The sequence below is a fragment of the Ruegeria sp. CDSC002 genome, from assembly GCF_059610905.1.
The window spans coordinates 312,921-338,747 of record NZ_JBXWOM010000002.1 but is presented as its reverse complement, the minus strand read 5'-3'; the positions used below and the strand labels follow the sequence as shown (position 1 = coordinate 338,747).

The window sequence follows — 25,827 nt, the reverse complement described above, 5'->3', positions numbered from 1 at the left end:
ATACGCGAGATATGAAAAAGCTGATGACAGCAATTGCCCTGCTGGCCGCCGCGCCGGCCTGGGCCGAAGACAAGATGACCGTTCTTCTGGACTGGTTCGTTAACCCCGACCACGGGCCCATCATCGTGGCGCAAGAGAACGGATACTTTGCCGACGAGGGGCTGGAAATTGAGATTGTGCCACCCGCGGATCCATCGGCCCCTCCGCGTCTGGTTGCCGCCGGGCAAGCTGATCTGGCGGTGTCCTACCAGCCGCAACTTCACCTGCAAATCCATGAGGGCCTGCCGCTGAAGCGCGTCGGCACCTTGGTCGCGACGCCGTTGAACTGCCTGCTGGTGCTACAGGACGGTCCGATCAAAACGCTCGCCGACCTCAAGGGCAAAAAAATCGGCTTCTCGGTCGCGGGCGTTGAAGAGGCCGTTCTGGGCGCCATGCTGAACGCCCATGATGTCGCGCTGGATGATATTGAGATGGTCAACGTCAATTTCTCGCTGTCGCCCTCGCTGATGACGGGACAGGTGGATGCGGTGATCGGTGCCTTCCGGAACTTTGAGCTGAACCAGATGGACATCGAAGGCGTCGCGGGCCGTTGTTTCTACATCGAGGAAGAAGGGGTACCGTCTTATGATGAGCTGATCTATGTCGCCAATCCCGACACGATGGATGCCGACAAGGTCGCCCGTTTCCTGGCTGCGACCGAAAAGGCGACCCAGTTCATCGTTAACAACCCGGAAAAAAGCTGGGATATCTTTGCCGCCACCTCACCCGAACTGCAGGATGAACTGAACGCGCGCGCTTGGGTGGATACACTGCCCCGCTTCGCGCTGCGCCCGGCGGGCTTTGATGCAGGTCGCTATGCCCGTTTCGAGGCTTTCCTCAAAGACAGCGGTATGATCGACAGCATCAATCCGGTCAGCGACATCTCAGTAGATGTGACCGTGCAATGAGCGACTATGGCAAAGCATTCGCGCTGATGCGTGAGGCGGCGCAGGGGCCGTGGCAGGATTACACCTGCCACGCTTTTGTCGAAGGGATGAAGGACGGCTCGCTGCCGCGCGCGGCGTTTCTGCACTATCTGCGGCAAGACTATGTGTTCCTGATTCATTTCTCTCGCGCATGGGCGCTGGCGGTTGTGAAGTCGGAAACGCATGAGGAAATGCTGGCAGCCTCGCGCACCGTGAACGGGTTGATCAGCGAAGAGATGAAGCTGCATATCGGGATCTGCGAGGCCGAAGGCATCCCGCAGGACCAGCTGTTTGCCACGCCGGAACGTGCCGGGAACTTGGCATATACGCGTTTCGTGCTAGAGGCTGGGTACAGCGGCGATCTACTTGATCTGCTGGCGGCTTTGGTACCTTGTGTGATGGGCTATGGTGAGATTGGCACAAGACTGGCGACCGAGGCGACGTCTGACACCTATCGCGATTGGATCGCCACCTATGCCAGCGATGACTACCAAGATGCCTGCGTGGCGGTTGGGGAATTGTTGGATATGGCTCTAACGAGGCGTATTGGCGAGAATTTCGAAGCATCCCCGCGTTGGACTCGTCTGTGCCACACCTTCCGTACCGCGACCGAGTTAGAGGTCAATTTCTGGCAAATGGGCCTGACCCCATGACCCCAGCCCCCGATCTGACCGTCCGTGGTTCGGCTGCGATTGGCGACGCGTTGTTGTTCGCGCCGTTGACCCTGACGCTTGCAGCAGGGCGGTGGACGTGTCTGCTGGGTGGATCGGGGGTCGGCAAAACCACCATTCTGCGCCTGATTGCTGGCTTGGACACTGGCGCAGAGTTCACTGGACAGATCCGCGCCAGTGACGGGCAATCTGTGCGGGAGCGGGTAGCCTACATGGCGCAGGACGATCTGCTGCTGCCTTGGGCGACTGTGGCGCAGAACGTCCTGCTGGGTGCGCGGTTGCGTGGAGAAAAGCCAGATTTGCGCCGCTGTGATCAGCTGATCGAACGGATGCGCCTGCAGGATCATATGGCAAAGAAGCCCGGCGAACTCTCTGGTGGGCAACGTCAACGCGTGGCCTTGGCCCGCACGTTGATGGAAGATCGGCCCATCGTTCTACTGGACGAGCCGTTCTCGGCCCTCGACGCCCGCACCCGAGCGGATATGCAGGACCTTGCGGCCGAAGCGTTACAGGGCCGAACTGTTCTGCTGGTCACCCATGATCCGGGCGAGGCTGCGCGGTTGGGTCAATCCATCGTGGTCATGACGCAGAACGGCATAACGCCCTGCCAGCCCCCACATGCACCGGCCCCGCGCAAGGTGGACGATCTGGAAACGCTGGAAACGCAAGGCGCGCTACTGCGGCTGTTGCGGGAGGAGGCGGCATGAAACTGCTGTCGGGCCTTGCCGCCACTCTGTTCGCGTTGGCAATCTGGCGGGCAATCGTCTCGGCAACCGGCCTTCCGAAATTCATTCTTCCCGGCCCTGCTTTGGTGGCTGAGACCTGGTGGCAAAACCGCTGGATCATTGCTGAACACACATGGGTCACGGCCGTTGAGGTCATAATCGGCCTGGCCTGCGGGACAGTATTGGGGGTCGTTACCGCGCTGCAACTGGCGAATTCCCGCGCTGCGCGGGTGCTGGTGCAGCCAATGCTGGTGTTTACGCAGGCGCTGCCGGTCTTTGCTCTGGCTCCGTTGCTGACCCTTTGGCTGGGCTATGGTCTTTGGTCCAAGGTCGCAATGGCAGTGCTAATCATCTATTTCCCGATCACCTCTTCCTTTTTCGACGGGTTGATGCGCACGCCGCCCGGATATCTTGATCTGGCGCGGACCATGCAGGCCAGCCGGCGCGCCGTGTTGTGGCACATTCGTATCCCCGCAGCTTTGCCCTCATTGGCTTCGGGCATGCGGCTGGCGGCCGTCTATGCCCCGATCGGAGCGGTGATCGGCGAATGGGTCGGGTCGTCGCAAGGATTGGGGTACCTAATGCTGCTAGCCAATGGGCGGGCCAAAACCGGTTTGATGTTTGCGGCGATGCTGACTCTGGGGGTGTTTTCGATCCTGTTGCACATGGTTGTCCGACGGGCAACTGAAGGCATTGCGGGTGAGATGCGTTAACCATTCAGAAACCGATTCTGCGGCACGGTGGTCCCATGACTCAGGACGCCTTTGCCGAAGCCCCGATGCTGTTTGAAACCGACGAAGCGCCGGTGCAACCGCTGCCGTCTGGTCGCTTGCCGTCGTATATCAAAGATCACCGCAAACGATTGCGCGAACGGTTCATATCTGGTGGGTCGGCGGCAATGCCGGATTACGAATTGTTGGAACTTGCCCTGTTCCGCTCGATCCCCCGGCAGGATGTCAAACCCCTGGCCCGTGCGCTGATGGATACGTTTGGCGACTTTAACCGCGTGCTGACCGCACCCGAAGAACGGCTGCGGCAAATCAAAGGCGTAGGCGATACGGTGATCACTGACCTGAAAATCCTTGAGGCGTGTGCACATCGGATGACCCGCGCGCGGGTCATGCAACGGCACGTCGTATCAGGCTGGGACGCATTGCTGGATTATTGCCATACGACGATGGCCCATCGCGAGACTGAGCAGTTCCGCGTATTCTACCTTGACCGCAAGAACGTACTTATCGCGGATGAAGAACAGGCCAAAGGCACTGTCGACCACGTCCCCGTCTATCCGCGTGAGGTAGCCAAACGCGCGCTGGAGCTGAATGCCTCGGCGCTAATCTTGGTACACAATCACCCATCGGGCGATCCGACACCGTCGCAATCGGATATCGATATGACCAACCGAATTCAGGATGCCTGCGTCGCGCTGGGCCTGACGCTGCATGACCATCTGATTATTGGAAAATCGAATGAGTTGAGCTTTCGGTCCGAGGGCTATTTGTAAGGGTTACTGAACCCAGACCTCGACCCTGCGATTGACTTTGCGGCCCCAGTCCGTGTCATCACAGGCCATGGGCATTGCCTCGCCAAATGCGTCCACGGCGATCTCGACACTCTCCGGAATGGCTGTTTCTACCGCCGACAGCACTGCGTTGCGCACGGTCTTTGCCCGCAGCAATGCGATCCTTGCATTGGCTGTGGCCGCGCCTTCGCCGTCGCTAAAGCCCACAAAAGTGAGCTTACGGGCGTCGATAGCCCCGGTTTCGAGGGCGTGGGCCAACTGCCGGATGTTGGAACGTGACTGCGCGTCGGGTCTGGAGGAACCGGCCTCGAAACGGAACGACAGAGACAGGCGCGATTGTGGGCGCAGCGTGTCGATCATGCGCTGTAACTCTTCCAACCCGACCTCGGCACCACCTGAAACCACTGCGTTGGCCAGACGATCCCCTTGCAACCCCATCCGCATGGTTTCGGGTTCTTGATCCACAAATCCGGCATCGCGGATCGCCATCTGTGCCTCGGCGCTTTGCGAATAGGCCAGGAATTGCCGTGCGATGCGGGGCAGGCGGATTTCCGGCAGATACAGGAACATCGGCGATGTCAGCGGATAGTCTTCGGTCTTGATGGATTGCCGCGTGGCGGTCAGCGCGTGACCGCAACCGCCGGTCAAAGGCAGGCCCCGGGCAGGCCCGACCTCGGCATGGCTGGCGATACCGATGGCAAAAGGGTCATCAGCAACAGCGCGAACCAGATCGCTGCTACGGGTGTGACGGACGATTCCCTCGGCCAGCGTGGATTGAGCGGGGGCCAGCAACCGATCCTCAACCCCTTGCGCCAAACCTGAACCGGCGTCTGGTAAGTGCAGGGAAACGGGCGCATCGGGTCCTCCTAATTCAGACCAGTTTTGGATCTCGCCGGAAAACACGCTCATCAGTTCTGCGGGCGAAATTTGCCGCGCCGGGTTTTCCCGGGCCACAATTGGGACCAGCGCGTCCAGCGCGATGACCCGGGAACGCCTTGCATCTGCCAGATCACCCAGACCAGCGGTCTGCGCAGCCTCCTGTTCCGATGGGCGAATTTCACGCAGTGCCATGACGATATCGGTCTCATCGGCGATCAGATCCGCAAAGCCGCTACCTGTGTTGTTGGGGGCGAAATAGAACCGTCCCAAAGGAGCATCGCGCCCGGTCTGGTGAAGCTCGTAGGTGAATGCGCCCGAATCCAAACGCTGCGGCGTCGCCGACATCCCCTCTTGCTGGGCGAAACCAACGATCAGGGCCGGCAGTACCTTTTCCGCCATGACGGAGGAACCAGAGAACCGAACCTCGGCCACGAAATCCGTAAGGTTGGGGCAGGCGGGTCCTTCGCAGGTCACACCCGACCCATCCACTGTCAGCTCACCGAACTGCGTATCCACGCGATAGAACTCGCCATCAAAGCTCAGCAGGTTGCCTGTGACCTCGACCTTGCCGTCTTGCGAGGTCAGCGTGATATCCTGTGCGTGCACATATGACGCCAGAGTCACCGAAATCAGTGTGGCCACTGCCACACGAAAAAATGTCATAAGAAAGTCGAGCCTGCCTGCGGTTTAATTTGCCGCGATTGTCAGGTCTTGGAGCAGATTATTCAACACCAGAAAATCACCGGCCTGCGTGCAATCCGGCATGGGCAGCGTCAAATCGCGCGACCGCAGGCGGCGATCGCCACGCAGCTCGAGTGATTGAACGGCCAAATCCCGGCCGCAATTTGCCTCGGTCACTTCGGCCTCCACCGTCAGTTCGATCGAACCGGTCTGGCTGGTTTCGCCTGCAGGGAAGGAATAAATTTCGATATTCTGCGCGTCGCCGAACGCCTGTTGGCCCAGATGCACGACCTTACCCGCACCTTTCGCGTCAGGGTTCGACGATACATGTCCGGCGGTTCCATAGCTGGCCCCAAATTCCAGCGCATGGATCTGCAGGTCTGTCTCACCCTGCCATTGCAGTGCGATGCGGTTGTAGTTGGCCAGGTCGGGGATGTGAGTGGTGGCTACGGTCCCGGTCTGATCATCTACCGAGATCAGAAAGATCGCATATTCCGACAGGGCCGGGATCGTCAGATCCAAAGCGCCGTTTTTGTCCGTTCGTTGGGTAACTGTTAGTCCGCTGTGATGGATTTCGATCCGTTCATTGCCGTGGCAGGGGGCTTTGACGGTCAGGCGCGCCGCAGCGCCGGGGACGGATTTTGCGCGGGCACTGAGAGTGCAGCTTTTCTGATCAGAGGGGGTCGATCGGGCGGGTTGCAGGGCTCGCCGCGATGCCTTGATGTCGGTGGTTGCATCAGCGGCCGGAAGCGAGGAGGTCAGAACAATTCCTTCCAGCCCGGCAATCACCGAGGACTGATTGGCGGCAGCCACAGTTACAGGAGCCTGCGCGCCATCCGATTGCGCTGGCGATCCATTTTGCATCAGGTAACCAATGGCTAAGGCACAAGCGACGGTGCCGCCAGTGGTCACGTAATTCTTTATTACAAACAAAACACCCTCCCCAGTTGAAGGAGCGAGTCGCATCCTGAAGTTGAATCACGGCCAATATGTGGCCGTGAAACGGACTCAATGTGTTTTGATCAAGGTGACGTCAGGTCAGTCGGCCGTGGCAATGTTTGAATTTCTTGCCCGATCCACACGGGCAGAGATCGTTGCGCGACGGGTTCCCCCAAGTCGAGGAATCGTCTTCGACAAAGCCGGGGCGTGCATCGCCTGAAGCCTGAGCTTCGGCCAGTGCTTCGGCCTTGTCCGTGGCTTGATCCACTGCCTGTTGTGCCTGTGCTTGCTGTGCCTGCATCTGGGCCAGCATTTCGCGCTGTTCCTCTTCGGTCAGCGGACGGACGCGCGACAATTGTTGAGTCACGGTTTCGCGTAGACCGTCGAGCATGGATTCAAACAACTGGAAGCTCTCGTTCTTGTATTCGTTCAGCGGGTCGCGCTGGGCGTAACCACGGAATCCAACGACCGAGCGCAGATGTTCCAGCGTCAGCAGATGCTCGCGCCATTTACTGTCGATCGTCTGCAGCAGAACCTGCTTTTCGATGTTGCGCATATTTTCGGGACCAAAGGCCACCGCCTTTTGCGCCATCATCTCATCGGCAGCATTGACCAGACGCTCGCGCACCTGTTCATCATCGACGCCTTCCTCGGCGGCCCAGTCCTGTACGGGCGCATCGATGGTCAGCTTTTCCTTGATCGCCTCGTGCAGGCCGTCTGTGTCCCACTGATCGGCATAGGTTTTTGGCGGCATGTGTTCGTCGATCAGATCGTCGATCACCTGTTCGCGCATGTCCGAGACGATCTCGGACAAGTCATCGGTCGACATGATCTCGCGCCGCTGGCTGAACACCACTTTACGCTGGTCGTTCATCACGTCGTCGAATTTCAGAACGTTTTTGCGCATGTCAAAGTTGCGACCTTCGACCTTGGACTGTGCGCGTTCCAGCGACTTGTTCACCCAAGGATGAACAATTGCCTCGCCTTCTTTCATGCCCAGCGTGGTCAGAACCTTGTCCAGCCGCTCTGATCCGAAGATGCGCATCAGGTCGTCTTCGAGACTCAGGTAGAACACGGTACGGCCCGGGTCACCCTGACGGCCCGAACGACCGCGCAGCTGATTGTCGATCCGACGGCTTTCGTGACGTTCGGATGCCATGACGTAAAGACCACCGGCCGCCAGAACCTTTTCCTTTTCCTCGGCGTGGCGGGCCTCTTCCTTGGCTCGTAGCTCGGCAGGATCGGCCTCGGGGTTTTCGGCCAGCGCCTGCAGCACATTCATCTCGACATTGCCGCCCAGCTGAATGTCGGTGCCGCGGCCAGCCATGTTGGTGGCAATGGTCACCGCACCATACCGGCCGGCATCGGCCACGATCTGTGCCTCTTGCTCGTGCTGGCGGGCGTTCAGAACGTTATGTTCGATGCCTTCCTTTTGCAGCAGCTGGCTTAGCAGTTCGGATTTCTCGATCGAGGTTGTGCCCAAAAGAACCGGCTGGCCCTTTTCCTGCGCTTCTTTGGTCTCATTGATCATCGCGCCGTATTTCTCATCGGCAGTGCGATAAACCTGATCGTCTTCGTCAAGACGGGCAATCGGCCTGTTGGTCGGAACCTCGACCACGCCCAGACCGTAGATTTCGGCGAATTCTTCGGCCTCGGTCAGCGCGGTGCCGGTCATGCCGCCCAGCTTGTCATACAGGCGGAAGTAGTTCTGGAAGGTCACACTGGCCAGTGTCACGTTTTCAGGCTGAATCTGCACGCCTTCCTTGGCTTCGATGGCTTGATGCAGGCCTTCGGACAGGCGGCGACCTGGCATCATCCGGCCAGTGAATTCGTCGATCAGAATGACGTTGCCGTCACGGACGATATAGTCTTTGTCACGTGTAAACAGCTTGTGTGCGCGCAGACCCTGGTTGACGTGGTGAACGACTGTGGTGCTTTCCGGATCATACAAAGTATGGCCTTCCGGGATCAGACCGTTGGCGTTCAGCTGTTGTTCCAGGAATTCGTTTCCCTCATCCGTAAAGGTCACGTTCCGGGACTTTTCGTCCAACGAGAAATGGTCATCCTGCAGCGACGGGATCAGGGCGTCGATGGCGGTATACAGGTCCGAGCGGTCCTCGGAAGGGCCCGAGATGATCAGCGGCGTCCGCGCCTCGTCGATCAGGATCGAGTCGACCTCGTCCACAATCGCGAAATTGTGGTACTTTTGGTAAATCTGATCCAGTTCCGCTTTCATATTATCGCGCAGATAATCAAAGCCCAACTCGTTGTTGGTGGCATAGGTGACGTCACAGGCGTAGGCGGCTTTTTTCTCGGCGTCCGGCTGACCAGACCAAATCACACCGGTGGTCATGCCAAGGGCACCAAACACCTTGCCCATCCATTCGGCGTCACGCTTGGCCAGGTACTCGTTTACCGTGACCACGTGCACGCCCTTGCCGGTCAGTGCGTTCAGATAGGCGGGGAAAGTGGCAACCAACGTCTTGCCCTCACCCGTTTTCATCTCCGAGATATTGCCCTGATGCAGGAACGCGCCGCCCATCAGCTGTACGTCAAAGGCGCGCAAACCCAGCGCGCGTCTGGCACCTTCGCGAACGTTGGCAAAGGCTTCGGGCAGCAGGTCGTCCAGCGCCTCACCATCAAGTGCGCGTTTACGCAGTTCGGCGGTCTTTTCGATCAGGCCCTCATCGGACAGTTTTTCGAACTCAGGTTCCAGCGCATTGATCTTTTCGACCAGCGGGCGGGTCGCCTTGATCTTGCGGTCGTTCGGTGTTCCGAACACCTTTTTGGCGAGCGTTCCGAGTCCCAGCATGTTCACTCCAGCGGATCTGTTCTTGTCTTGGTTGCGACAGGCTTGCCCACCTTGCTTGCAACCCATAGATACGGGGGATGAAAGGCGGCCCTGTCCAAGGCTTCAAAGCGATGTAAGCGGCAGGTCCCAGAGTGTCAACGCCACGCCCCGTCGCGGCAAAGAAATAGGATGATTCCATGCCCAAAGGCCTCACTTTTCTGCCATCGCTGGCTCTGGCTGCCGTGATGGCGATGCCGGTTGCTGCCGAAACCAAGCCGGACGCGGATACGGTTGTCGCCAATGTGAACGGGGATGAAATCACACTGGGTCACGTTATCGCATCTGTCGCGGCGCTGCCGCCGAATTACTCCGAGGTCGAAGATGACGTTCTGTATGAATTCGTCATCGAGCAATTGATCCAGCAGCAATTGCTGGCGCAGCAGCAGGACGATCTGAACCGGCTGAACCAGTTGGGACTGGAAAACGAAGGCCGGTCCATGCGGGCGGTACAGACAGTAAATGCGTTGCTGGGCGATGTCGTGACCGAAGAGTCAATTCAGGCAGCCTATGACGCGGAATTCGGCAACTTCGAAGGCGAAGATGAGTTCGACGCCAGCCATATTCTTGTAGCTACCGAAGAAGAAGCCAAGGAAATCAAAACCCTGCTGGATGACGGCGGCGATTTTGCCGAGACGGCCAAGGAAAAGTCGACCGGCCCATCGGGTCCGAATGGCGGGTCATTGGGATGGTTTGGCAAGGGCCAGATGGTTCCGGAATTCGAAAACGCCGTTGTTTCGTTGGAAAAGGGTCAGATCTCGGATCCGGTGCAAACACAGTTCGGCTGGCACCTGATCATTCTCAACGACACGCGAAAATCCGAAGCGCCGGGGCTTGATGCCGTCCGTGAACAGCTGGCCCAGTCTCTTCAGCAGGACGCGATTCAAGCCAAGATTGACGAGCTGACGCAGCAGTCGCAGATCGAACGTCCCGCTTTGGACGGTGTTGGCCCCGAGGTCATCCGTCAGATCGATCTGATTCAGGAGTAACCCCAGTGGCCGCGATCACCAAGGTTTCGCCGCTCGCGCCAGCGGGTTTTCCCGATCTGCCTGCCATTGACGGTGTGCGTTTTGCCACCGTCGAGGCTGGCGTGCGTTATCAGGGCCGCACCGACGTAATGTTGGCGGTTCTGGATCCAGGCACATCTGTGGCCGGGGTGTTCACTCGATCGGCCACCCGCGCTGCCCCCGTGCTGGACTGTCAGGACAAGATCGGCGGGTCCAGCGATGGGCCAGCGGCGATTTTGGTGAATTCGGGCAATGCCAATGCCTTTACAGGTCATTATGGTCAAACCTCGGTGGCTGAGGTCACGCAAGCAGTGTCCAAAGCGACCGGCGTTGCAGTGGAACGCGTCTTCACCTCTTCCACCGGCGTGATTGGTGAGCCGCTGCCCCACGACCGCATCGTGGCACAGCTTGAGGCGTTGAAGGCGGGCCTCAGCCGACACGCGATCGAGGACGCAGCGCGGGCGATCATGACCACGGATACCTTTCCAAAAGGGTCCAGCGTAAAGGTCGAGATTGACGGAAGAACAGTCTCTATCGCAGGGATTGCCAAGGGGTCAGGCATGATCGCGCCGGATATGGCGACGATGCTTGTCTACATCTTTACCGATGCACAGGTCGAACAGTCCGCCCTGCAGGCGATGCTGAGCGCCCGAACCGACCGGACATTCAACTGTATTACCGTGGACAGCGACACCTCGACCTCGGACAGCCTGTTGCTCTGTGCAACTGGAGCTTCGGGCGTAGATGCCACCGGCAACCCGGCGTTTGTCGAGGCGCTGGAAAGCGTGATGCTGGATCTGGCGCAACAGGTGGTGCGCGACGGTGAAGGTGCTACGAAATTTGTGGAAATTCGTGTAACCGGTGCCGCGTCGGATACGGACGCCAAGGTGCATGGGCTGGCGATTGCCAACTCACCGCTGGTTAAAACGGCTATTGCTGGTGAAGACCCGAACTGGGGCAGGATCGTTATGGCCATCGGCAAATCCGGTGCCGCCGCTGACCGCGACCTGCTGAGTATTTCCTTCGGGGATATTCTGGTTGCCGAAAAGGGCTGGGTCAGCCCGGATTACCGTGAGGATGACGCTGCCGCCTATATGAAAGGTCAAGACCTTGTGATTGCGGTCGATCTTGGGTTGGGCGAAGGCAAATCCACCGTTTGGACCTGCGATCTGACCCACGGCTATATCGAGATCAACGCGGATTATCGCTCGTGAAGACCTTACTGGTGTCCGCTGTCGCCCTGATCGACATTGAGGGCCGGGTGCTTCTGGCCCAACGACCCGAGGGCAAATCTATGGCCGGTCTCTGGGAATTCCCCGGTGGCAAGATCGAACCCGGCGAAACCCCCGAGGCCGCCCTGATCCGCGAATTGCATGAGGAACTGGGTATAGACACCTGGGCCTCATGCCTCGCCCCGCTGACCTTTGCCAGCCACAGCTATGACGATTTCCATCTGTTGATGCCGCTGTTTGCCTGCCGCAAGTGGGAGGGTATCCCGCAGTCTAAGGAAGGGCAGGCGCTTAAATGGGCGCGCGCGAATGAGTTGCGGAACTATCCGATGCCTGCGGCGGATGTGCCACTGATCCCGATTTTGCGGGATTGGTTATAGCAGAAAACGACAAATGCATTCGAGTTGATAAGTCCGGATATAGTGTACTCAGACAAAGCAGATGCCTCAGATTTAGTCGAAATTGCAATTTCCTTGGAACACTAAGATTGTCGGGACAACGTCGTAATCAGCTTGTTGCACAGTCAGCGTGGCCGGGGGATTGTTCGGGTCAAATCCGAGAGGAAAAGGCCGAAAAAAGGCTCTATGGATTGCCAGGGTATACACACCTCTATCGTCCATGTTGCTGGCAACAGCAATGGTCGGTGAATGACTGTTGCCTCGAAGTGGAACTACGCCGATTAAATCCAAGTCATTAACGTTTAAATTTAGTTCTCCTTCTTTTTCTGTGAGAATGACCTTTACTTTTTTCCCTTCTGTACTCTTGAGAGTGCAGCTTATTACGATTTCGGATTGATTGCTTTGCTCCCCAATTGCCGGAGAACAAGCAAGTCCTGCTAAAAAAAGCATAAATGTAACTGACACAGTTTGAAAAGTTGAACTGGCATTTGTCCACGCATTGCAACACAGCTTACTAGATCAACGTATGTGTTTGTTTTGAAACTGTCCATTTGGGCTTGAAGATGCCCTTCATGCACGCCGCATACCCATGGCCATATTCTCAAACTCAGCAGCCTTTTGGCGAATAAGTGGAGCGCAAACTCAAGCTAGCTTTTTGAAGCACCTAACTTTGCAGTTTGTGCAACTTGTACAAACCGGAAGACTACCTCTCCACCCCTGTTACAATTCGTAAGAATTGAGAAAACATCAGGAAAAAGTTGACGCTGATCTTTCCCGCGTCCCTTATCGGGGCGTTGGCGTCCGGGGTTGATCCCTGGTCCGCCGTTTCCGGCCCGGAGGAGGGGTCGGATGGGGAGGAGAAAGAGATTGGCTCAGACGCAGTCGGGCGCTGAAGGGATGCACTCTCTTCCCGCGCTGCTACACCGCAATGCGACCCAGTTCGGGGACGCCCCGGCCTACCGGGAAAAGGAATTCGGAATCTGGCAATGCTGGACCTGGGCCGAAACGGCCAGGGAAATCCGTGCGATTGCCCTGGGCTTTCTGGAACTTGGCGTTGAAAAAGGCGACCACATCGCAGTGATCGGGCGCAATCGTCCGGCGCACTACTGGTCGATGGTTGCGGCTCAGATGGTGGGTGCCGTGCCGGTGCCGCTTTATCAGGACGCAGTCGCAGAAGAGATGGCCTATGTGCTGGATCATTGCGGCGCAAAATACGTCGTCTGTGGTGATCAGGAGCAGGTCGACAAGGTCATCGAGATTCAGGAGAACCTGCATCAGGTCAAACACATCCTCTACACCGACAAACGGGGGATGCGGAAATACGATCACAGCCAGATGAACGCGCTGGACGACCTGATGGCTGAGGGCAGTGCCGGGCACGCGCGGTTTGACGAGGAACTGGATCGTCGGATTGCCGAAATCGAATACGACGGCACCTGCGTCATGCTGTATACGTCGGGCACCACGGGTAAACCCAAGGGCGTGGTGCTGTCGAACCGCAACGTGATCGAAAGCGCCAAGAACTCCGCCGAGTTCGATCATTTGAACCGGAACGAAGACATCCTGTCTTACCTGCCGATGGCTTGGGTAGGCGATTTCATCTTTTCCATCGGTCAGGCCTATTGGTGCGGCTTTTGCGTAAACTGCCCCGAAAGCGCCGACACGATGATGACCGATCTGCGCGAAATCGGGCCGACTTATTTCTTCGCTCCGCCGCGGGTTTTTGAGACTCAGCTGACCAATGTGATGATCCGGATGGAGGACGCAGGTAAACTGAAGCAGCGCATGTTTCACTACTTCATGGCGCACGCCAAGAAAGTGGGCGGCCTGTTGCTGGACGGCAAGCCGGTGAGCTTTGGCGACCGTGTGAAATACGCGCTGGGCAATCTGCTGGTTTACGGGCCACTCAAGGATACGCTGGGTTATGGCCGCTTCCGCGTAGGTTATACTGCAGGTGAAGCAATCGGGCCGGAGATATTTGATTTCTACCGCTCTTTGGGCATCAACCTTAAACAGCTTTATGGTCAGACCGAAGCGACCGTATTTATCACGGTTCAGCCCGATGGAGAGGTGCGCGCCGACACCGTTGGTGTGCCTGCCCCGGATGTCGAACTGAAGATCGACGACAAGGGTGAGATCCACTACCGCTCACCCGGTGTGTTCGTTGAGTATTACAACAACCCGGACTCAACCGCCTCGACCAAAGATGCCGAGGGTTGGGTTGCAACCGGGGATGCCGGGTTCATCGAGGAAAGCTCGGGCCATCTGCGGATTATCGACCGCGCCAAGGACGTGGGCAAGATGGCCGACGGGTCGATGTTTGCGCCGAAATACGTCGAGAACAAGCTGAAATTCTATCCCGATATCCTTGAGGTTGTCCTGTTCGGAAATGGCAAGGACCGCTGCGTCGCGTTTATCAATATCGACCTGACGGCTGTTGGGAACTGGGCTGAGCGCAACAACGTGGCCTATGCATCCTATCAGGAGCTGACAGCGAATCCCCGTGTATTAGAGACGATTCGTAGCCATGTTGAAGAGGTGAACAAGTCTGTGGCCGCTGATGAGATGTTGTCGGGCTGTCAGGTGCATCGCTTTGTGGTTCTGCACAAAGAACTGGATGCGGATGACGGTGAGATGACCCGTACGCGGAAGGTGCGCCGTGGGTTTGTTGAGGACAAGTTCAGTGACATTATCGATGCGCTTTATGACGGGTCCAAGCAGGTCTCGACCACGACCGAAGTGACGTATGAGGACGGCCGAAAAGGTTCGATCAGCGCAACGCTTGAGATTATCGATGCACCGGTCGTGCCGGTTGCTCAGCACAAGGTGGCGGCGGAATGAGGGCCGGTCATGCGCCGCTCGACCTGCGGTCATCGCCCCGCCCACCGTCCCGTTTTTCCGCAAGTCAGGGAGTGACTGATGCTGGATAACTCCGAAGGATATGTCACCGAAGACGGCCGCAAAATCGGCGGCGTGGTGATGGAGATGAAGAACATCACCCTGCGCTTTGGCGGCGTGGTGGCGATCAAGGATATCTCGTTCGATATCCGTGAGGGCGAGATCCGCGCGATCATCGGTCCGAACGGTGCCGGTAAATCCTCGATGCTGAACGTGATATCCGGGTTCTATATCCCGCAGGAGGGCGAGGTCTGGTTCCATGGGGCCAAGCGTCCGCAGATGCGCCCTTATGAAGTTGCGCGGCAAGGTATTGCTAGGACGTTCCAGAACATTGCCCTTTTCGAAGGCATGAGCGTGCTGGACAACGTCATGACCGGGCGGCTGAACTATATGAAAACCAACCTCTTTCAGCAGGCCATGTGGAAGGGCAAGGCTGAGGCGGAAGAGGTTGAAAACCGCGAAGCGGTCGAAAAAATCATCGACTTTCTCGAAATTCAGCACATCCGCAAGACGCCGGTTTCCCGCCTGCCTTACGGGTTGAAAAAGCGGGTCGAGTTAGCCCGCGCTTTGGCGGCCGAGCCTAAGCTGTTGCTGCTGGACGAACCAATGGCCGGCATGAACGTTGAAGAGAAAGAGGACATGAGCCGCTTTATCCTCGACGTGAATGACGAGTTTGGCACCACCATCGCGCTGATCGAGCATGACATGGGCGTGGTGATGGACCTGAGCGACCGTGTGGTCGTGATGGATTATGGCAAAAAGATCGGCGACGGTACCCCGGACGAGGTGCGCAGCAATCAGGAAGTCATCGACGCCTATCTGGGGGTGAGCCATGACTGAGCAACTGACAGACATGAGAGGGGGCGCACATGCCTGATCAGCTGATTTTCGCGATGGAGGTTTTCCTCAACGGTCTTATGGCCGGTGTGCTGTACGCTCTGGTCGCGCTGGGCTTTGTGTTGATCTACAAGGCGTCCGGAATTTTCAATTATGCTCAAGGGGTTATGGCCCTGTTTGCCGCCATGACGCTGGTCGGGATCATGAACGGGCAGGTCCCGTTTGCCCATCTCATCAACGCGACTTTCGGGACGCATATCCACAAGTTCGGATGGAATGTACCTGCGTTTGTGGCGATTATCCTGACGATGGGTGTCATGGTTCTGCTGGCCTGGGCGGTGCAGCGCTTTGTGATGCGGCATCTGGTCGGGCAAGAGCCAATCATCCTGTTCATGGCGACCATCGGCCTGGCCTATTTCCTTGAGGGCGTGGCTGACCTGATGTGGGGATCCGAGATCAAGACATTGGATGTCGGCCTGCCGCAGGGTATCAACTTGTGGATCGATGAGACCACGTTCAACATTTTTGGCTACGGCTTCTTTATCGACAATCTGGACCTTGTAGCGACGGTGATAGCCGCGCTGCTGGTGACCGCACTGGTCGCGTTCAGCCAGTACACCAAGCAGGGCCGAGCGATGCGCGCCGTGGCGGATGACCACCAGGCGGCTCTGTCGGTCGGCATCTCGCTGAACTTCATCTGGATCATGGTGTGGTCGGTTGCAGGTTTTGTCGCACTGGTTGCAGGCATCATGTGGGGCACCAAATCGGGCGTGCAGTTCTCACTGTCACTGATCGCGCTCAAGGCGCTGCCGGTGCTTATGCTGGGTGGATTCACCTCGATCCCTGGTGCCATCGTGGGTGGTTTGATCATCGGTGTCGGTGAGAAACTATTCGAGTTCGCCATTGGCCCGTTGGTGGGCGGTGCAACCGAAAACTGGTTTGCTTATGTTCTGGCGCTGATCTTCCTCGTGTTCCGGCCGCAAGGTCTGTTCGGTGAGAAGATCATCGAGAGGGTCTAGCGGCATGACCAAGTTGATCGCCATCATCAACGTGATCGCATGGGCCGGGTTCTGGGCTTTTGGCTACATCGCGCTCACTTCGGACGATTTGACCGAAGGCCAGTTGGTGATTGCAGCAATTCTGGCTTTTGCCGGGCTCGCCATGGGCATCCTGGCCTACATGAAACTTGTGCGCGCCTCAGAGGCGAGCGGATATGCAAAAGGCTCCAAGCAGCTGAACGCCGAGGCCCGCAACCGGGCGCAGGAAGAATGGGGAAAGTAAGACATGTTTTATCGTGAGGCCGGGGATTTCAAAACCTCCTACACAGATGACAGCCAGACCTTTCCGATCAAGTTCGACCGGTATCGGTATTATGTAGTGCTGGCGGTGGCGTTTGGGATCATCCCGTTCGTCATCAATGACTACTGGGCCAACGCGCTGTTATTGCCCTTTTTGATTTATGCCATTGCGGCAATCGGGTTGAACATCCTTGTGGGCTATTGCGGGCAGGTATCCTTGGGTACCGGTGGTTTCATGGCTGTGGGCGCTTATGCCTGCTACAAGCTGATGACCTCATTCCCTGATGTCAGCATGTTCATCCATGTCATTCTGGCTGGCGGCATAACGGCCATTGTTGGTGTGCTGTTCGGCCTGCCAAGCCTGCGGATCAAGGGGTTTTATCTGGCGGTGGCCACGCTAGCGGCGCAGTTCTTCCTTGTGTGGCTCTTTAACCGGGTGCCGTGGTTTTACAACTATTCGGCCTCGGGTCAGATCAATGCGCCGGAACGGGATGTGTTTGGCATCATCATCACCGGTCCGAATGCCCCTGCCTGGGCCACCTATCTGTTCTGCCTGATCTTCCTGGCCGTCAGCGCCCTGATCGCACGCAATCTGACGCGCGGCACCACGGGCCGGACATGGATGGCGATCCGCGATATGGACATCGCAGCCGAGATCATCGGGGTGAACCCGCTAAAGGCCAAGATGAGCGCCTTTGCCGTCAGCTCGTTCTTCATCGGCATCGCGGGCGCGCTGTTCTTTGCAGTCTATCTTGGCGCGGTCGAGGTCGGCGAAGTCTTTGGCATCCAGAAATCGTTCCTGGTCCTGTTCATGATTATTATCGGAGGGTTAGGGTCTATTTTCGGATCGTTCGCCGGTGCCGCTTTCCTTGTTCTGCTGCCGGTGGTCCTGAAAGTGGTGGGCGTCGACGTTCTGGGCTGGCCCACGGATATCGTAGCACATCTGCAGCTGGTGATCGTCGGCGCGCTGATCATCATGTTCCTGATCCTGGAACCGCACGGGCTGGCACAGCTGTGGCGCGTGGCGAAAGAGAAACTCAGACTATGGCCGTTCCCGCACTAAGGGGTCGGCCCAATGAAAAAACGGGCGGAACAAGCCTGAATGCAACATCGGACTAACCAAGGGAGGAGACACCCGATGAAATTGAAACTGGCAACCGCGGCGCTAAGCGCCCTGATGGCTGCAGGACCCGCTCTGGCGGATCTTGTGATCCCCGATCTGAGCTATCGTACCGGGCCTTACGCCGCTGGCGGCATTCCATTCTCGGATGGCTATAACGACTATTTCACCCTGCTGAACGAGCGCGATGGCGGCATCGGCGGTGTTCCGATCCGGATGGTCGAATGCGAAACCGGCTACAACACCGAAAAAGGTGTGGAATGCTATGAAGCCACCAAGGGCGAAGGTGCTTTGGTGTATCAACCGCTGTCGACTGGCATCACCTATCAGCTGATCCCAAAAGTCACTGCAGACGACATTCCGCTGCACACGATGGGTTATGGCCGGACCTCGGCCAAGAATGGCGACGTGTTCAGCCATACCTTCAACTATCCAGCCAACTACTGGGACGGGGCCTCGGGCGCGGTCAATTACCTGCTTGAGGAAAACGGTGGTGACCTGAGCGGCAAGAAAATCGCGCTGGTCTACCACAACTCGGCCTATGGTAAGGAACCGATCCGTACGCTGGAAGAGCTGTCAAAAAAGCACGGCTTCGAACTGGTCGCCCTGCCGGTCGATCACCCGGGTCAGGAACAGAAGTCGCAGTGGCTGCAAATCCGCCGTGATCGTCCCGACTATGTCCTGATGTGGGGCTGGGGGGTTATGAACCAGGTTGCCGTGCAAGAGGCCGCCAACATCCGGTTCCCGATGGAAAACTTCATCGGCATCTGGTGGTCCGGTTCTGAAAACGACGTGCTGCCAGCGGGCGAAGCTGCCAATGGGTACAAAGCGCTGACTTTCCACAACGTTGGCACGGACTTCCCGGTCTTTGACGATCTGCAGAAACACGTTGTCGATGCAGGTAAGGCTGCAGGCGCGGGTGATCAGGTTGGCACGGTTCTGTATAACCGTGGTCTCTATGCGGCTGTTCTGGCTGCCGAAGCCATCAAGAAAGCCCAGGAAATCTCGGGCAATGCGGAAATCACCCCGTCTGAGATGCGTGCCGGTATGGAAGCACTGGAGATGACAGAAGAGAAGATGGCCGAACTGGGCCTGGCGAACTTTGGTCCGACCTTCTCGGTCTCATGCGAAAACCATGGCGGTGACGCCCTTGTGGGTGTGACGCAGTGGGATGCAGCAAACAAGACCTGGACGCTGATCTCGGACTTCAAGCAGACCGATGGTGAAGTGATCGGCGCGCTGATCGATGAAGATTCTGCGGCCTATGCAGCAGAAAACAACATTGAAGGGCGTTGCTGATACAGCGCTTTGAACAAACCGGGGCGGCGGCAGACCGCCGTCCCGAACCCCACACTCGCTTAAGGACACGCGCAGATGCTGGATGCGGCACAAACCACTGACACCAAGTCGGAAACCCTGCTTGAGGTCAACAATATCGAGGTGATCTATAATCACGTGATCCTCGTCCTGAAAGGCGTCAGCCTGACTGTGCCCAAGGGCGGTATCACGGCCCTGCTGGGGGGTAACGGCGCGGGCAAGACGACGACGCTCAAGGCGGTGTCGAACCTTTTGCATTCTGAGCGCGGTGAGGTCACCAAGGGTACGATCGAATATCGCGGGACCAGCGTGCATGAAAGCGATCCTGCCGATCTGGTGGAAAAGGGTGTCATCCAGGTGATGGAAGGCCGCCATTGTTTTGAACACCTGACGGTTGAAGAAAACCTGCTGACGGGCGCCTATACCCGCAAGGATGGCAAGGCCGCCATTCAGCAGGACCTTGAATTGGTCTACACGTATTTTCCCCGCCTGAAGGAACGCCGCCGGTCGCAGGCAGGCTACACTTCGGGTGGTGAGCAACAGATGGTTGCAATGGGTCGGGCTTTGATGTCCCGACCCGAAACGATCCTGCTGGACGAACCCTCGATGGGACTTGCGCCGCAGTTGGTCGAAGAGATTTTCGGTATCGTGAAGGACCTGAACGAGAAAGAAGGTGTGTCATTCTTGCTGGCCGAACAGAACACCAATGTGGCTCTAAGGTTTGCGCATTACGGCTATATTCTGGAATCCGGGCGCGTCGTGATGGACGGTCCGGCAGCAGATTTGCGCGAAAACCCGGACGTGAAAGAGTTCTATCTGGGCATGTCCGACGAAGGCCGCAAAAGCTTCCGTGATGTGCGCTCTTACCGCCGCCGCAAGAGGTGGTTGTAAGCGAATGGAGGATCTGGCGATGACCTACTACGACGCTCTCGAAACCCGATCAGCCGATGAACGCTCCGCCGATCAGGCACAGGCGCTGCGTACTCAGATTGACCGCGCCCTGTCCGCTCCGGGCTTCGCTGCGCATCTGGCGGATGCGGATACCAGCGCGGTGATTTCAGCCGACGATCTGGTGAAACTGCCGGTATTGCGAAAATCCGATCTGGCGCAAGCACAGGCGTCGCGTCCGCCATTCGGCGGGTTTACCGTCAAACCAGCCCGGCATTTCCATCATGTGTTCCAGTCTCCCGGTCCGATCTATGAGCCCGGCAGCACGGATCATGATTGGTGGCGCATGGGGCGTTTCCTGAACGCCGCCGGCGTCGGACCCGGAGATATCGTGCAAAACTGTTTCGGCTATCACCTCACGCCAGCGGGTATGATTTTTGAAAGCGGCGCGCGCGCGGTAGGGGCCGCTGTGCTGCCAGCGGGCACCGGTCAGACCGAATTGCAGGTGACCGCGGCACGCGATGTGGGCTGCACGTCTTATGCGGGCACACCAGATTATCTGAAGGTCATTCTGGACAAGGCAGTTGAGATGGGCGTGGCCCTGAACTTCTCAAAGGCTGTTGTAGGCGGCGGCGCGCTGTTCCCATCGTTGCGCCAGGACTATGCCGATCGAGGTATTTCCTGCCTGCAATGCTATGCCACGGCTGATCTGGGCAACATCGCCTACGAGAGCGCCGCGATGGAAGGGATGATCATCGACGAACATGTCATTATCGAGGTCGTCACCCCTGGCACCGGAACACCGGTAGAGCCAGGTGAGGTGGGTGAGGTTGTCGTGACCTCTCTGAACCCTGATTACCCGTTGATCCGCTTTGCCACGGGTGATCTGTCCGCGATCATGCCGGGCGTGTCGCCCTGTGGGCGGACCAATCTGCGTATTAAAGGCTGGATGGGTCGTGCGGACCAGACCACCAAGATCAAGGGTATGTTTGTGCGCCCTGAACAGGTGGCAGCATTGGTCGATAAGCACGAGGAAATCGTCAAAGCCCGAGTCATCGCCGCCCGTCAGGGAGAGATGGACACGATGACCGTCCAGATCGAAAGCGCGGGAGGCGACGATATGGCCTATGCCAAATCCGTGGTCGAAGTGCTGAAACTGAAAGGCGCAATCGAGGTTGTAACCCCTGGATCACTGCCGAAGGACGGGTTGGTGATCGAGGATCAGCGCGTTTACGAATAACCCCGATCCATATCTGCGGCAGTATGTGCCGCAGATTCGTTTTCCCCCGCACTGGTGTTTCTTAGCATTTTAGTCGATTAAAGGCTGATCAATAGCCAACGCCAGTTACAATCCGGGTCCATGGCCGAAATCGACTATTCAGAACACGGGAAACGCAATCGCGGCGCGCTGGGCACCCGGTTGGTGGCGACTGTGGCCTATATGGTGGCAGCGGCTTGTCTTCTGCCGATGGTTGCGGTTGTTCTGGCGGCGGTGACGGGGGGTACGGAAACGGTCTCGCATCTATTCGAGACGGTTTTACCCGGGTATGCGCTGACAACCGTGATCCTTGTCGTTTTGGTGGCTATCGGCACGTTCTCTATCGGAGTTGGCGCGGCGTGGCTGGTGACGATGACGCGCTTTCCCGGTGTGCGCTTTCTGGAAATTGCACTGGTTCTGCCGCTGGCCTTTCCGGCCTATGTTCTGGCTTATGCCTATACGTTCATTCTGGATCACCCCGGTATCGTGCAGACCACGCTGCGCGACGTGACGGGTTGGGGGCCGCGCGATTATTGGTTCCCGGAAATCCGCTCGACCGAGGGCGCGGCGGTGATGCTGATCCTAGTGCTCTACCCTTATGTTTATCTGCTGGCGCGGGCAGCGTTTCTGCAGCAAAGTGCCACCGCTTTTCTGGCCGCTCGTGCGCTGGGCAAAAGCCCGTGGTTGGCGTTCTGGCACGTGTCTTTGCCGATGGCCCGCCCGGCCATTGCCGGTGGTGTCCTGCTGGCCATCATGGAAACCATCGCCGATTTTGGAACCGTCGCCTATTTTGGCGTTCAGACCTTTGCCACGGGCATCTACACAAGCTGGTTCTCGATCGGCGACCGGGCGGGTGCGGCGCAGTTGGCCTTGTGCCTGCTGGGCTTTGCGCTGGTCATGGCCGTAGCCGAGCGGACGCAGCGCGGCAAGGCAAAGTACTATCAGGCAGGCAAAAGCCATGCCTCGCTGCCTTCGGCGCAACTTAAGGGCTGGCAATCCGCAGCTGCCATAACCTTGTGCGCTATTCCAGTGGTGCTGGGGTTCTTGCTGCCGGTATTTATCTTGATCCAGATGGGCCTGACCTCGGAACAAAACCTGCTGTCGCGGCGTTACATTGGGTTCATTCAAAACTCGCTGACACTTGCTGGAGTGGCCGCCGTGGTCACGGTTTGCGCCGCGATCTGCGTTGGGTTCTTTCAGCGCCTTCGCCCGGGTCGGGGATCATCGACCACAGGCTATCTGGCGCGGTTGGGCTATGCGGTGCCTGGCGGCGTAATCGCCGTTGGCCTGATGGTACCCTTCGCCAGATTCGACAACGCGCTGGATTCGTGGATGCGCCAGACGTTCGACGTCTCGACAGGTCTGCTGGTGACGGGGTCAATCTGGTTGCTGGTGGCGGCTTACATGGTGCGCTTTCTTGCGGCAGCGCTCAGCGCGTATGAAGGCGGGCAGAGTACTGTACACGCCAATATGGATGCTGCGTCCCGGTCTTTGGGCCAATCGCCGCTGGGTACCTTGCGACGAGTGCATCTACCAATACTGACACCCTCGCTGCTGACAGCCTTGCTGATTGTATTTGTGGATGTGATGAAAGAGCTGCCCGCGACCTTGATCATGCGCCCATTCAACTTTGATACGCTTGCGGTCCAGGCCTATCGTCTGGCCTCAGACGAGCGGTTGGAGGGGGCAGCGGTTCCCTCGCTTGTGATCCTGGCAGTTGGGCTTTTGCCGGTGATTCTGATCTGTCGGCAAGTTGGGCGGCGGTAGGACGAAACGATTCAAATTTACCACACCTGTTGGCACCGGACTTGATTCAAATGCGTTTTCCGGCAAGGCTGAGGGTATGAACATGCAGCCTCCCAGCCGGTTTTCTGCAAACTCGGCCCAGATGCCCGTCGCGTTCGACCGGCGCGAGATGTCACATATACTGTCTGTCTATGGCAAGATGGTCGCCGCCGGAGAATGGCGTGACTATGGCATTTCCAACCTGCGCGATATGGCGGTTTTTTCCATTTTCAGACGTACGGCAGAGCATCCGATCTACCGGGTCGAAAAACACCCTCGTCTGCGGTCCAAACAGGGGATGTATTCGGTGATCGGCATGGACGGGCGTATCTTGAAGCGAGGCCATGACCTGCGCACCGTGCTGCGCGTTTTGGAACGCAAGCTGATCCGGTCGGTTGACCTTGATTAGAGCCTTTTGTGGGCTGTTACAGACCCGTCGCCCTGCTCCAGAATCCGTGTGATTGCTTGATCCATCGGCTCGAACGTCACGTCCATGTGGTAGGCGTTGGCATGTAGCAGCATGTTCTCGCCATAGACCCATGCAACGTGGCCTTTCCAGAACAACAGATCCCCGCGTTTGGCTGGCGCTCCGGCGGGCAGCGCCGTACCCAGTTCGCGTTCCTGATCGCCGCTATCACCGGGGCAGGGTATGCCGCAGGCCAGCAAACCGGCCTGAACCAACCCAGAACAATCAATACCGAAGCGACTGTTTCCCCCCCAAAGATAAGGTGTGCCCAGAAACAGCTCGGCCACCGCTACGGGATCGGTCAGGTGCGTTGCACTGAGTTTGGCGTGAATCGCCGGAACGAACCCCAGTTCTGTTTCCAGAAACCTATTCTGTTCCGACAGCACGCATAATTTGCTGCCGAAACTCAGCGATACGCGGTCCGAGCTTTTCATGTCGGGCTGTTTATAGGCATGTGTCGCGGGCGCGGTGACCCAGTGGGTCTGTTGCGCCTCAGGTCCCAGCTGATCGGACCTGACCCAACCGGGATAGCCGTCCTTGTCCGAGGTGATCCGGCTCCACCCATCGGTTTTGTCAACAACATCTACCGGGTCGCCAAACAACAGCTGCCGGTCCCTGGGACCCTTTGGGCTGCGCAAAAGGTCGACAACCGGCTTTATGACGCGCAGGCGGGTCATAGGTTCAGAATCTCGGGCAGGGCGGTCAGAACGGCACGCGGCCCTTGGCCCAGCCCCCCTCTGCTGCGCCCGGGGGCCTTGCTGGGCTGCCAGGAATAGATGTCGAAATGCATATAGCGGCTGTCACCGACAAAGCGGCGCAGGAACAGGGCTGCGGTTATCGAGCCTGCGAACCCACCTGATGGGGCGTTGTCCAAATCAGCAATGCCGGGTTCGATCATCGCCTCATAGGGTTCATGGAAAGGCATCCGCCAGACCGGGTCGGCCGATTGTCGACCAGCGTTGACCAGTGCGTCTGCCGCGCCATCGTCATCGGTGTAAAAGGGCGCCAGATCGGGGCCAACCGCCACGCGCGCGGCACCAGTCAGCGTTGCCATCGAGATGATCAGGTCAGGTTCACCCTCATCCGCCAGTGCCAATGCGTCAGCCAGAACCAACCGCCCTTCGGCGTCGGTGTTGTTGATCTCAACCGTCAGACCTTTGCGCGATGTCAGGATATCCCCCGGACGGAAGGCATTCCCCGCGACCGAATTCTCAACCGCCGGGATCAGCACGCGCAGTTGCACAGGCAGCTTTAGTGCCATGATCATCCGCGCCAAACCCAGCACATTGGCCGCACCGCCCATGTCCTTTTTCATTAGGGACATCGAATTCCCTGGTTTCAGATTCAGTCCGCCAGTGTCAAAGCACACACCCTTGCCGACAAGGGTCAGTTTGGGCCCGGTGTTGCCCCATGTCATCTCGATCAAGCGCGGAGCTTGCGCGGCGGCGCGTCCGACCGTGTGAATCAGCGGGAAATTTTGATCCAACAGGTCGTCGCCTTTGATTACCGAACAGGACGCGCCGAATTCCTGCGCCAAATCCTCGGCTGCGGCCTGCAGCTGATCCGGTCCCATGTCCGAGGCCGGTGTGTTGACCAAATCGCGGGTCAACGCCTCGGCACTGGCAAGCGCCTCAATTCGCGCGGCATCGACACCTTCCGGTGCGACCAGTCGCGCCTTGGCGGGTGATTGATTGGCGTAACGGTTAAAGGCATATCCTGTGAGCAACCAACCAAGGCACTCGTTGCTTATCGCATCAGCGGGCACACCTGATGCGATGCGATAGGTTCCCTTCCGCAAGGCTTCGGCCGCCGCTGCCAACGGGAACCGTTTGCGCGCGCGCTTGTTGCTTTTTCCGTAACCCGCCAAGGCCATTTGGGGGGTACCATCCGATTGCGGGATCAGCAGAGCTTGTCCCATGGCCCCGGTGAATCCGCTGACCTCGACCCACGATGCGATGTGGCTTGGCTGGTCTTTCAACCAATCGTCAAGATCGGGTTGCGAAATGACATGCAGCGGAACAGAGGGTTCGGACGGCGAAGCGAAGGACAGGGTCATGTGTATCTCGGCTGGTTCGAATTACGCTCAGCCTAGCCGC

At 58.0% G+C, this 25,827-nt stretch carries 24 protein-coding genes; 18 read left to right on the top strand and 6 right to left on the bottom strand.

The window, feature by feature from the left end; genetic code table 11:
- Positions 1-11 precede the first annotated feature (11 nt).
- From AC2FJE_RS05695 to radC, 5 genes are read left to right on the top strand one after another with little or no spacing between them, the layout of a single operon-like run.
- The gene (locus tag AC2FJE_RS05695) at positions 12-947 is read left to right on the top strand and encodes an ABC transporter substrate-binding protein (protein WP_108860560.1); all 936 of its coding nucleotides are present in this window, start codon (positions 12-14) and stop codon (positions 945-947) included.
- Positions 944-1,618 (top strand): thiaminase II, encoded by a 675-nt coding sequence (gene tenA, locus AC2FJE_RS05690; protein WP_496697523.1) that lies wholly within the window; start codon positions 944-946, stop codon positions 1,616-1,618. Before AC2FJE_RS05695 ends, tenA begins: the two co-directional genes overlap by 4 nt.
- The gene (locus AC2FJE_RS05685; RefSeq protein ID WP_496760748.1) at positions 1,615-2,343 is read left to right on the top strand and encodes an ABC transporter ATP-binding protein; all 729 of its coding nucleotides are present in this window, start codon (positions 1,615-1,617) and stop codon (positions 2,341-2,343) included. The genes tenA and AC2FJE_RS05685 overlap by 4 nt, the downstream gene beginning before the upstream one ends.
- Positions 2,340-3,074: an ABC transporter permease gene (locus AC2FJE_RS05680; protein WP_496760747.1), complete on the top strand. Its 735-nt coding sequence runs from the start codon at positions 2,340-2,342 to the stop codon at positions 3,072-3,074. The genes AC2FJE_RS05685 and AC2FJE_RS05680 overlap by 4 nt, the downstream gene beginning before the upstream one ends.
- A 35-nt stretch (positions 3,075-3,109) precedes the next feature.
- A complete protein-coding gene (gene radC / locus AC2FJE_RS05675; protein WP_496697517.1) occupies positions 3,110-3,865 on the top strand; it encodes a RadC family protein in 756 nt (251 codons plus the stop codon).
- Positions 3,866-3,868: 3 nt separating this feature from the next.
- Here radC and AC2FJE_RS05670 read toward each other — a convergent pair whose 3' ends face one another.
- From AC2FJE_RS05670 to secA, 3 genes are all read right to left on the bottom strand, one after another.
- Entirely contained in the window at positions 3,869-5,425 is a 1,557-nt protein-coding gene (locus tag AC2FJE_RS05670; protein WP_496697515.1) for a phosphate ABC transporter substrate-binding/OmpA family protein, read from the bottom strand.
- 24 nt (positions 5,426-5,449) lie between these two features.
- Positions 5,450-6,376 (bottom strand): hypothetical protein, encoded by a 927-nt coding sequence (locus tag AC2FJE_RS05665; RefSeq protein WP_108860566.1) that lies wholly within the window; start codon positions 6,374-6,376, stop codon positions 5,450-5,452.
- 100 nt (positions 6,377-6,476) lie between these two features.
- Positions 6,477-9,194: a preprotein translocase subunit SecA gene (secA, locus tag AC2FJE_RS05660; RefSeq protein ID WP_496697513.1), complete on the bottom strand. Its 2,718-nt coding sequence runs from the start codon at positions 9,192-9,194 to the stop codon at positions 6,477-6,479.
- Between the two features lie 176 nt (positions 9,195-9,370).
- Between secA and AC2FJE_RS05655 the strand changes: the two genes are divergently transcribed.
- From AC2FJE_RS05655 to mutT, 3 genes are read left to right on the top strand one after another with little or no spacing between them, the layout of a single operon-like run.
- Positions 9,371-10,219, top strand: a complete 849-nt coding sequence (locus AC2FJE_RS05655) for a peptidylprolyl isomerase (protein WP_109313769.1) — start codon at positions 9,371-9,373, stop codon at positions 10,217-10,219.
- 5 nt (positions 10,220-10,224) lie between these two features.
- Complete coding sequence (argJ, locus tag AC2FJE_RS05650; RefSeq protein ID WP_282170625.1) at positions 10,225-11,451, top strand: bifunctional glutamate N-acetyltransferase/amino-acid acetyltransferase ArgJ; 1,227 nt, start codon at positions 10,225-10,227, stop codon at positions 11,449-11,451.
- On the top strand, positions 11,448-11,846 hold the full coding sequence (gene mutT / locus AC2FJE_RS05645) for an 8-oxo-dGTP diphosphatase MutT (RefSeq protein ID WP_058279219.1): 399 nt from the start codon (positions 11,448-11,450) through the stop codon (positions 11,844-11,846). Before argJ ends, mutT begins: the two co-directional genes overlap by 4 nt.
- 72 nt (positions 11,847-11,918) lie before the next feature.
- Here mutT and AC2FJE_RS05640 read toward each other — a convergent pair whose 3' ends face one another.
- Positions 11,919-12,314 carry a hypothetical protein gene (locus tag AC2FJE_RS05640; RefSeq protein ID WP_496755480.1) on the bottom strand — a complete coding sequence of 132 codons (396 nt, stop codon included), beginning with the start codon at positions 12,312-12,314 and terminating at the stop codon, positions 11,919-11,921.
- 447 nt (positions 12,315-12,761) lie between these two features.
- Between AC2FJE_RS05640 and AC2FJE_RS05635 the strand changes: the two genes are divergently transcribed.
- From AC2FJE_RS05635 to AC2FJE_RS05590, 10 genes are all read left to right on the top strand, one after another.
- The gene (locus AC2FJE_RS05635; RefSeq protein ID WP_496755535.1) at positions 12,762-14,705 is read left to right on the top strand and encodes an AMP-binding protein; all 1,944 of its coding nucleotides are present in this window, start codon (positions 12,762-12,764) and stop codon (positions 14,703-14,705) included.
- 78 nt (positions 14,706-14,783) lie between these two features.
- Entirely contained in the window at positions 14,784-15,602 is an 819-nt protein-coding gene (locus AC2FJE_RS05630) for an ABC transporter ATP-binding protein (protein ID WP_058275088.1), read from the top strand.
- Between the two features lie 29 nt (positions 15,603-15,631).
- Entirely contained in the window at positions 15,632-16,618 is a 987-nt protein-coding gene (locus AC2FJE_RS05625) for a branched-chain amino acid ABC transporter permease (RefSeq protein ID WP_058279216.1), read from the top strand.
- 4 nt (positions 16,619-16,622) lie between these two features.
- Positions 16,623-16,880 (top strand): hypothetical protein, encoded by a 258-nt coding sequence (locus AC2FJE_RS05620; RefSeq protein WP_058279215.1) that lies wholly within the window; start codon positions 16,623-16,625, stop codon positions 16,878-16,880.
- A gap of 3 nt (positions 16,881-16,883) precedes the next feature.
- On the top strand, positions 16,884-17,960 hold the full coding sequence (locus AC2FJE_RS05615) for a branched-chain amino acid ABC transporter permease (RefSeq protein ID WP_058275085.1): 1,077 nt from the start codon (positions 16,884-16,886) through the stop codon (positions 17,958-17,960).
- Between the two features lie 75 nt (positions 17,961-18,035).
- Positions 18,036-19,316: an ABC transporter substrate-binding protein gene (locus tag AC2FJE_RS05610; RefSeq protein WP_058275084.1), complete on the top strand. Its 1,281-nt coding sequence runs from the start codon at positions 18,036-18,038 to the stop codon at positions 19,314-19,316.
- 75 nt (positions 19,317-19,391) lie between these two features.
- Positions 19,392-20,225: an ABC transporter ATP-binding protein gene (locus tag AC2FJE_RS05605; protein ID WP_058275083.1), complete on the top strand. Its 834-nt coding sequence runs from the start codon at positions 19,392-19,394 to the stop codon at positions 20,223-20,225.
- A gap of 19 nt (positions 20,226-20,244) precedes the next feature.
- Positions 20,245-21,462 (top strand): phenylacetate--CoA ligase family protein, encoded by a 1,218-nt coding sequence (locus AC2FJE_RS05600; protein ID WP_496755479.1) that lies wholly within the window; start codon positions 20,245-20,247, stop codon positions 21,460-21,462.
- Positions 21,463-21,582: 120 nt separating this feature from the next.
- Entirely contained in the window at positions 21,583-23,247 is a 1,665-nt protein-coding gene (locus tag AC2FJE_RS05595; protein ID WP_282170627.1) for an ABC transporter permease, read from the top strand.
- 76 nt (positions 23,248-23,323) lie between these two features.
- The gene (locus AC2FJE_RS05590; protein WP_058275250.1) at positions 23,324-23,674 is read left to right on the top strand and encodes a DUF2794 domain-containing protein; all 351 of its coding nucleotides are present in this window, start codon (positions 23,324-23,326) and stop codon (positions 23,672-23,674) included.
- Here the strand turns inward: AC2FJE_RS05590 and AC2FJE_RS05585 are convergent.
- Together AC2FJE_RS05585 and AC2FJE_RS05580 are read right to left on the bottom strand one after the other, a co-directional pair.
- The gene (locus tag AC2FJE_RS05585; protein WP_496760746.1) at positions 23,671-24,408 is read right to left on the bottom strand and encodes a C40 family peptidase; all 738 of its coding nucleotides are present in this window, start codon (positions 24,406-24,408) and stop codon (positions 23,671-23,673) included. The two genes, AC2FJE_RS05590 and AC2FJE_RS05585, sit on opposite strands and share 4 nt — an antisense overlap.
- The gene (locus tag AC2FJE_RS05580) at positions 24,405-25,787 is read right to left on the bottom strand and encodes a leucyl aminopeptidase family protein (RefSeq protein WP_496760745.1); all 1,383 of its coding nucleotides are present in this window, start codon (positions 25,785-25,787) and stop codon (positions 24,405-24,407) included. Before AC2FJE_RS05580 ends, AC2FJE_RS05585 begins: the two co-directional genes overlap by 4 nt.
- Positions 25,788-25,827 lie beyond the last annotated feature (40 nt).

Bases quoted from the DNA above. Each gene is read 5' to 3' on its own strand.
- AC2FJE_RS05695 (WP_108860560.1), top strand. From the start codon at position 12: ATGAAAAAGCTGATGACAGCAATTGCCCTGCTGGCCGCCGCGCCGGCC.
- tenA (WP_496697523.1), top strand. From the start codon at position 944: ATGAGCGACTATGGCAAAGCATTCGCGCTGATGCGTGAGGCGGCGCAG.
- AC2FJE_RS05685 (WP_496760748.1), top strand. From the start codon at position 1,615: ATGACCCCAGCCCCCGATCTGACCGTCCGTGGTTCGGCTGCGATTGGC.
- AC2FJE_RS05680 (WP_496760747.1), top strand. From the start codon at position 2,340: ATGAAACTGCTGTCGGGCCTTGCCGCCACTCTGTTCGCGTTGGCAATC.
- radC (WP_496697517.1), top strand. From the start codon at position 3,110: ATGACTCAGGACGCCTTTGCCGAAGCCCCGATGCTGTTTGAAACCGAC.
- AC2FJE_RS05670 (WP_496697515.1), bottom strand. From the start codon at position 5,425: ATGACATTTTTTCGTGTGGCAGTGGCCACACTGATTTCGGTGACTCTG.
- secA (WP_496697513.1), bottom strand. From the start codon at position 9,194: ATGCTGGGACTCGGAACGCTCGCCAAAAAGGTGTTCGGAACACCGAAC.
- AC2FJE_RS05655 (WP_109313769.1), top strand. From the start codon at position 9,371: ATGCCCAAAGGCCTCACTTTTCTGCCATCGCTGGCTCTGGCTGCCGTG.
- AC2FJE_RS05640 (WP_496755480.1), bottom strand. From the start codon at position 12,314: ATGCTTTTTTTAGCAGGACTTGCTTGTTCTCCGGCAATTGGGGAGCAA.
- AC2FJE_RS05635 (WP_496755535.1), top strand. From the start codon at position 12,762: ATGCACTCTCTTCCCGCGCTGCTACACCGCAATGCGACCCAGTTCGGG.
- AC2FJE_RS05630 (WP_058275088.1), top strand. From the start codon at position 14,784: ATGCTGGATAACTCCGAAGGATATGTCACCGAAGACGGCCGCAAAATC.
- AC2FJE_RS05625 (WP_058279216.1), top strand. From the start codon at position 15,632: ATGCCTGATCAGCTGATTTTCGCGATGGAGGTTTTCCTCAACGGTCTT.
- AC2FJE_RS05620 (WP_058279215.1), top strand. From the start codon at position 16,623: ATGACCAAGTTGATCGCCATCATCAACGTGATCGCATGGGCCGGGTTC.
- AC2FJE_RS05615 (WP_058275085.1), top strand. From the start codon at position 16,884: ATGTTTTATCGTGAGGCCGGGGATTTCAAAACCTCCTACACAGATGAC.
- AC2FJE_RS05610 (WP_058275084.1), top strand. From the start codon at position 18,036: ATGAAATTGAAACTGGCAACCGCGGCGCTAAGCGCCCTGATGGCTGCA.
- AC2FJE_RS05605 (WP_058275083.1), top strand. From the start codon at position 19,392: ATGCTGGATGCGGCACAAACCACTGACACCAAGTCGGAAACCCTGCTT.
- AC2FJE_RS05600 (WP_496755479.1), top strand. From the start codon at position 20,245: ATGACCTACTACGACGCTCTCGAAACCCGATCAGCCGATGAACGCTCC.
- AC2FJE_RS05595 (WP_282170627.1), top strand. From the start codon at position 21,583: ATGGCCGAAATCGACTATTCAGAACACGGGAAACGCAATCGCGGCGCG.
- AC2FJE_RS05590 (WP_058275250.1), top strand. From the start codon at position 23,324: ATGAACATGCAGCCTCCCAGCCGGTTTTCTGCAAACTCGGCCCAGATG.
- AC2FJE_RS05585 (WP_496760746.1), bottom strand. From the start codon at position 24,408: ATGACCCGCCTGCGCGTCATAAAGCCGGTTGTCGACCTTTTGCGCAGC.
- AC2FJE_RS05580 (WP_496760745.1), bottom strand. From the start codon at position 25,787: ATGACCCTGTCCTTCGCTTCGCCGTCCGAACCCTCTGTTCCGCTGCAT.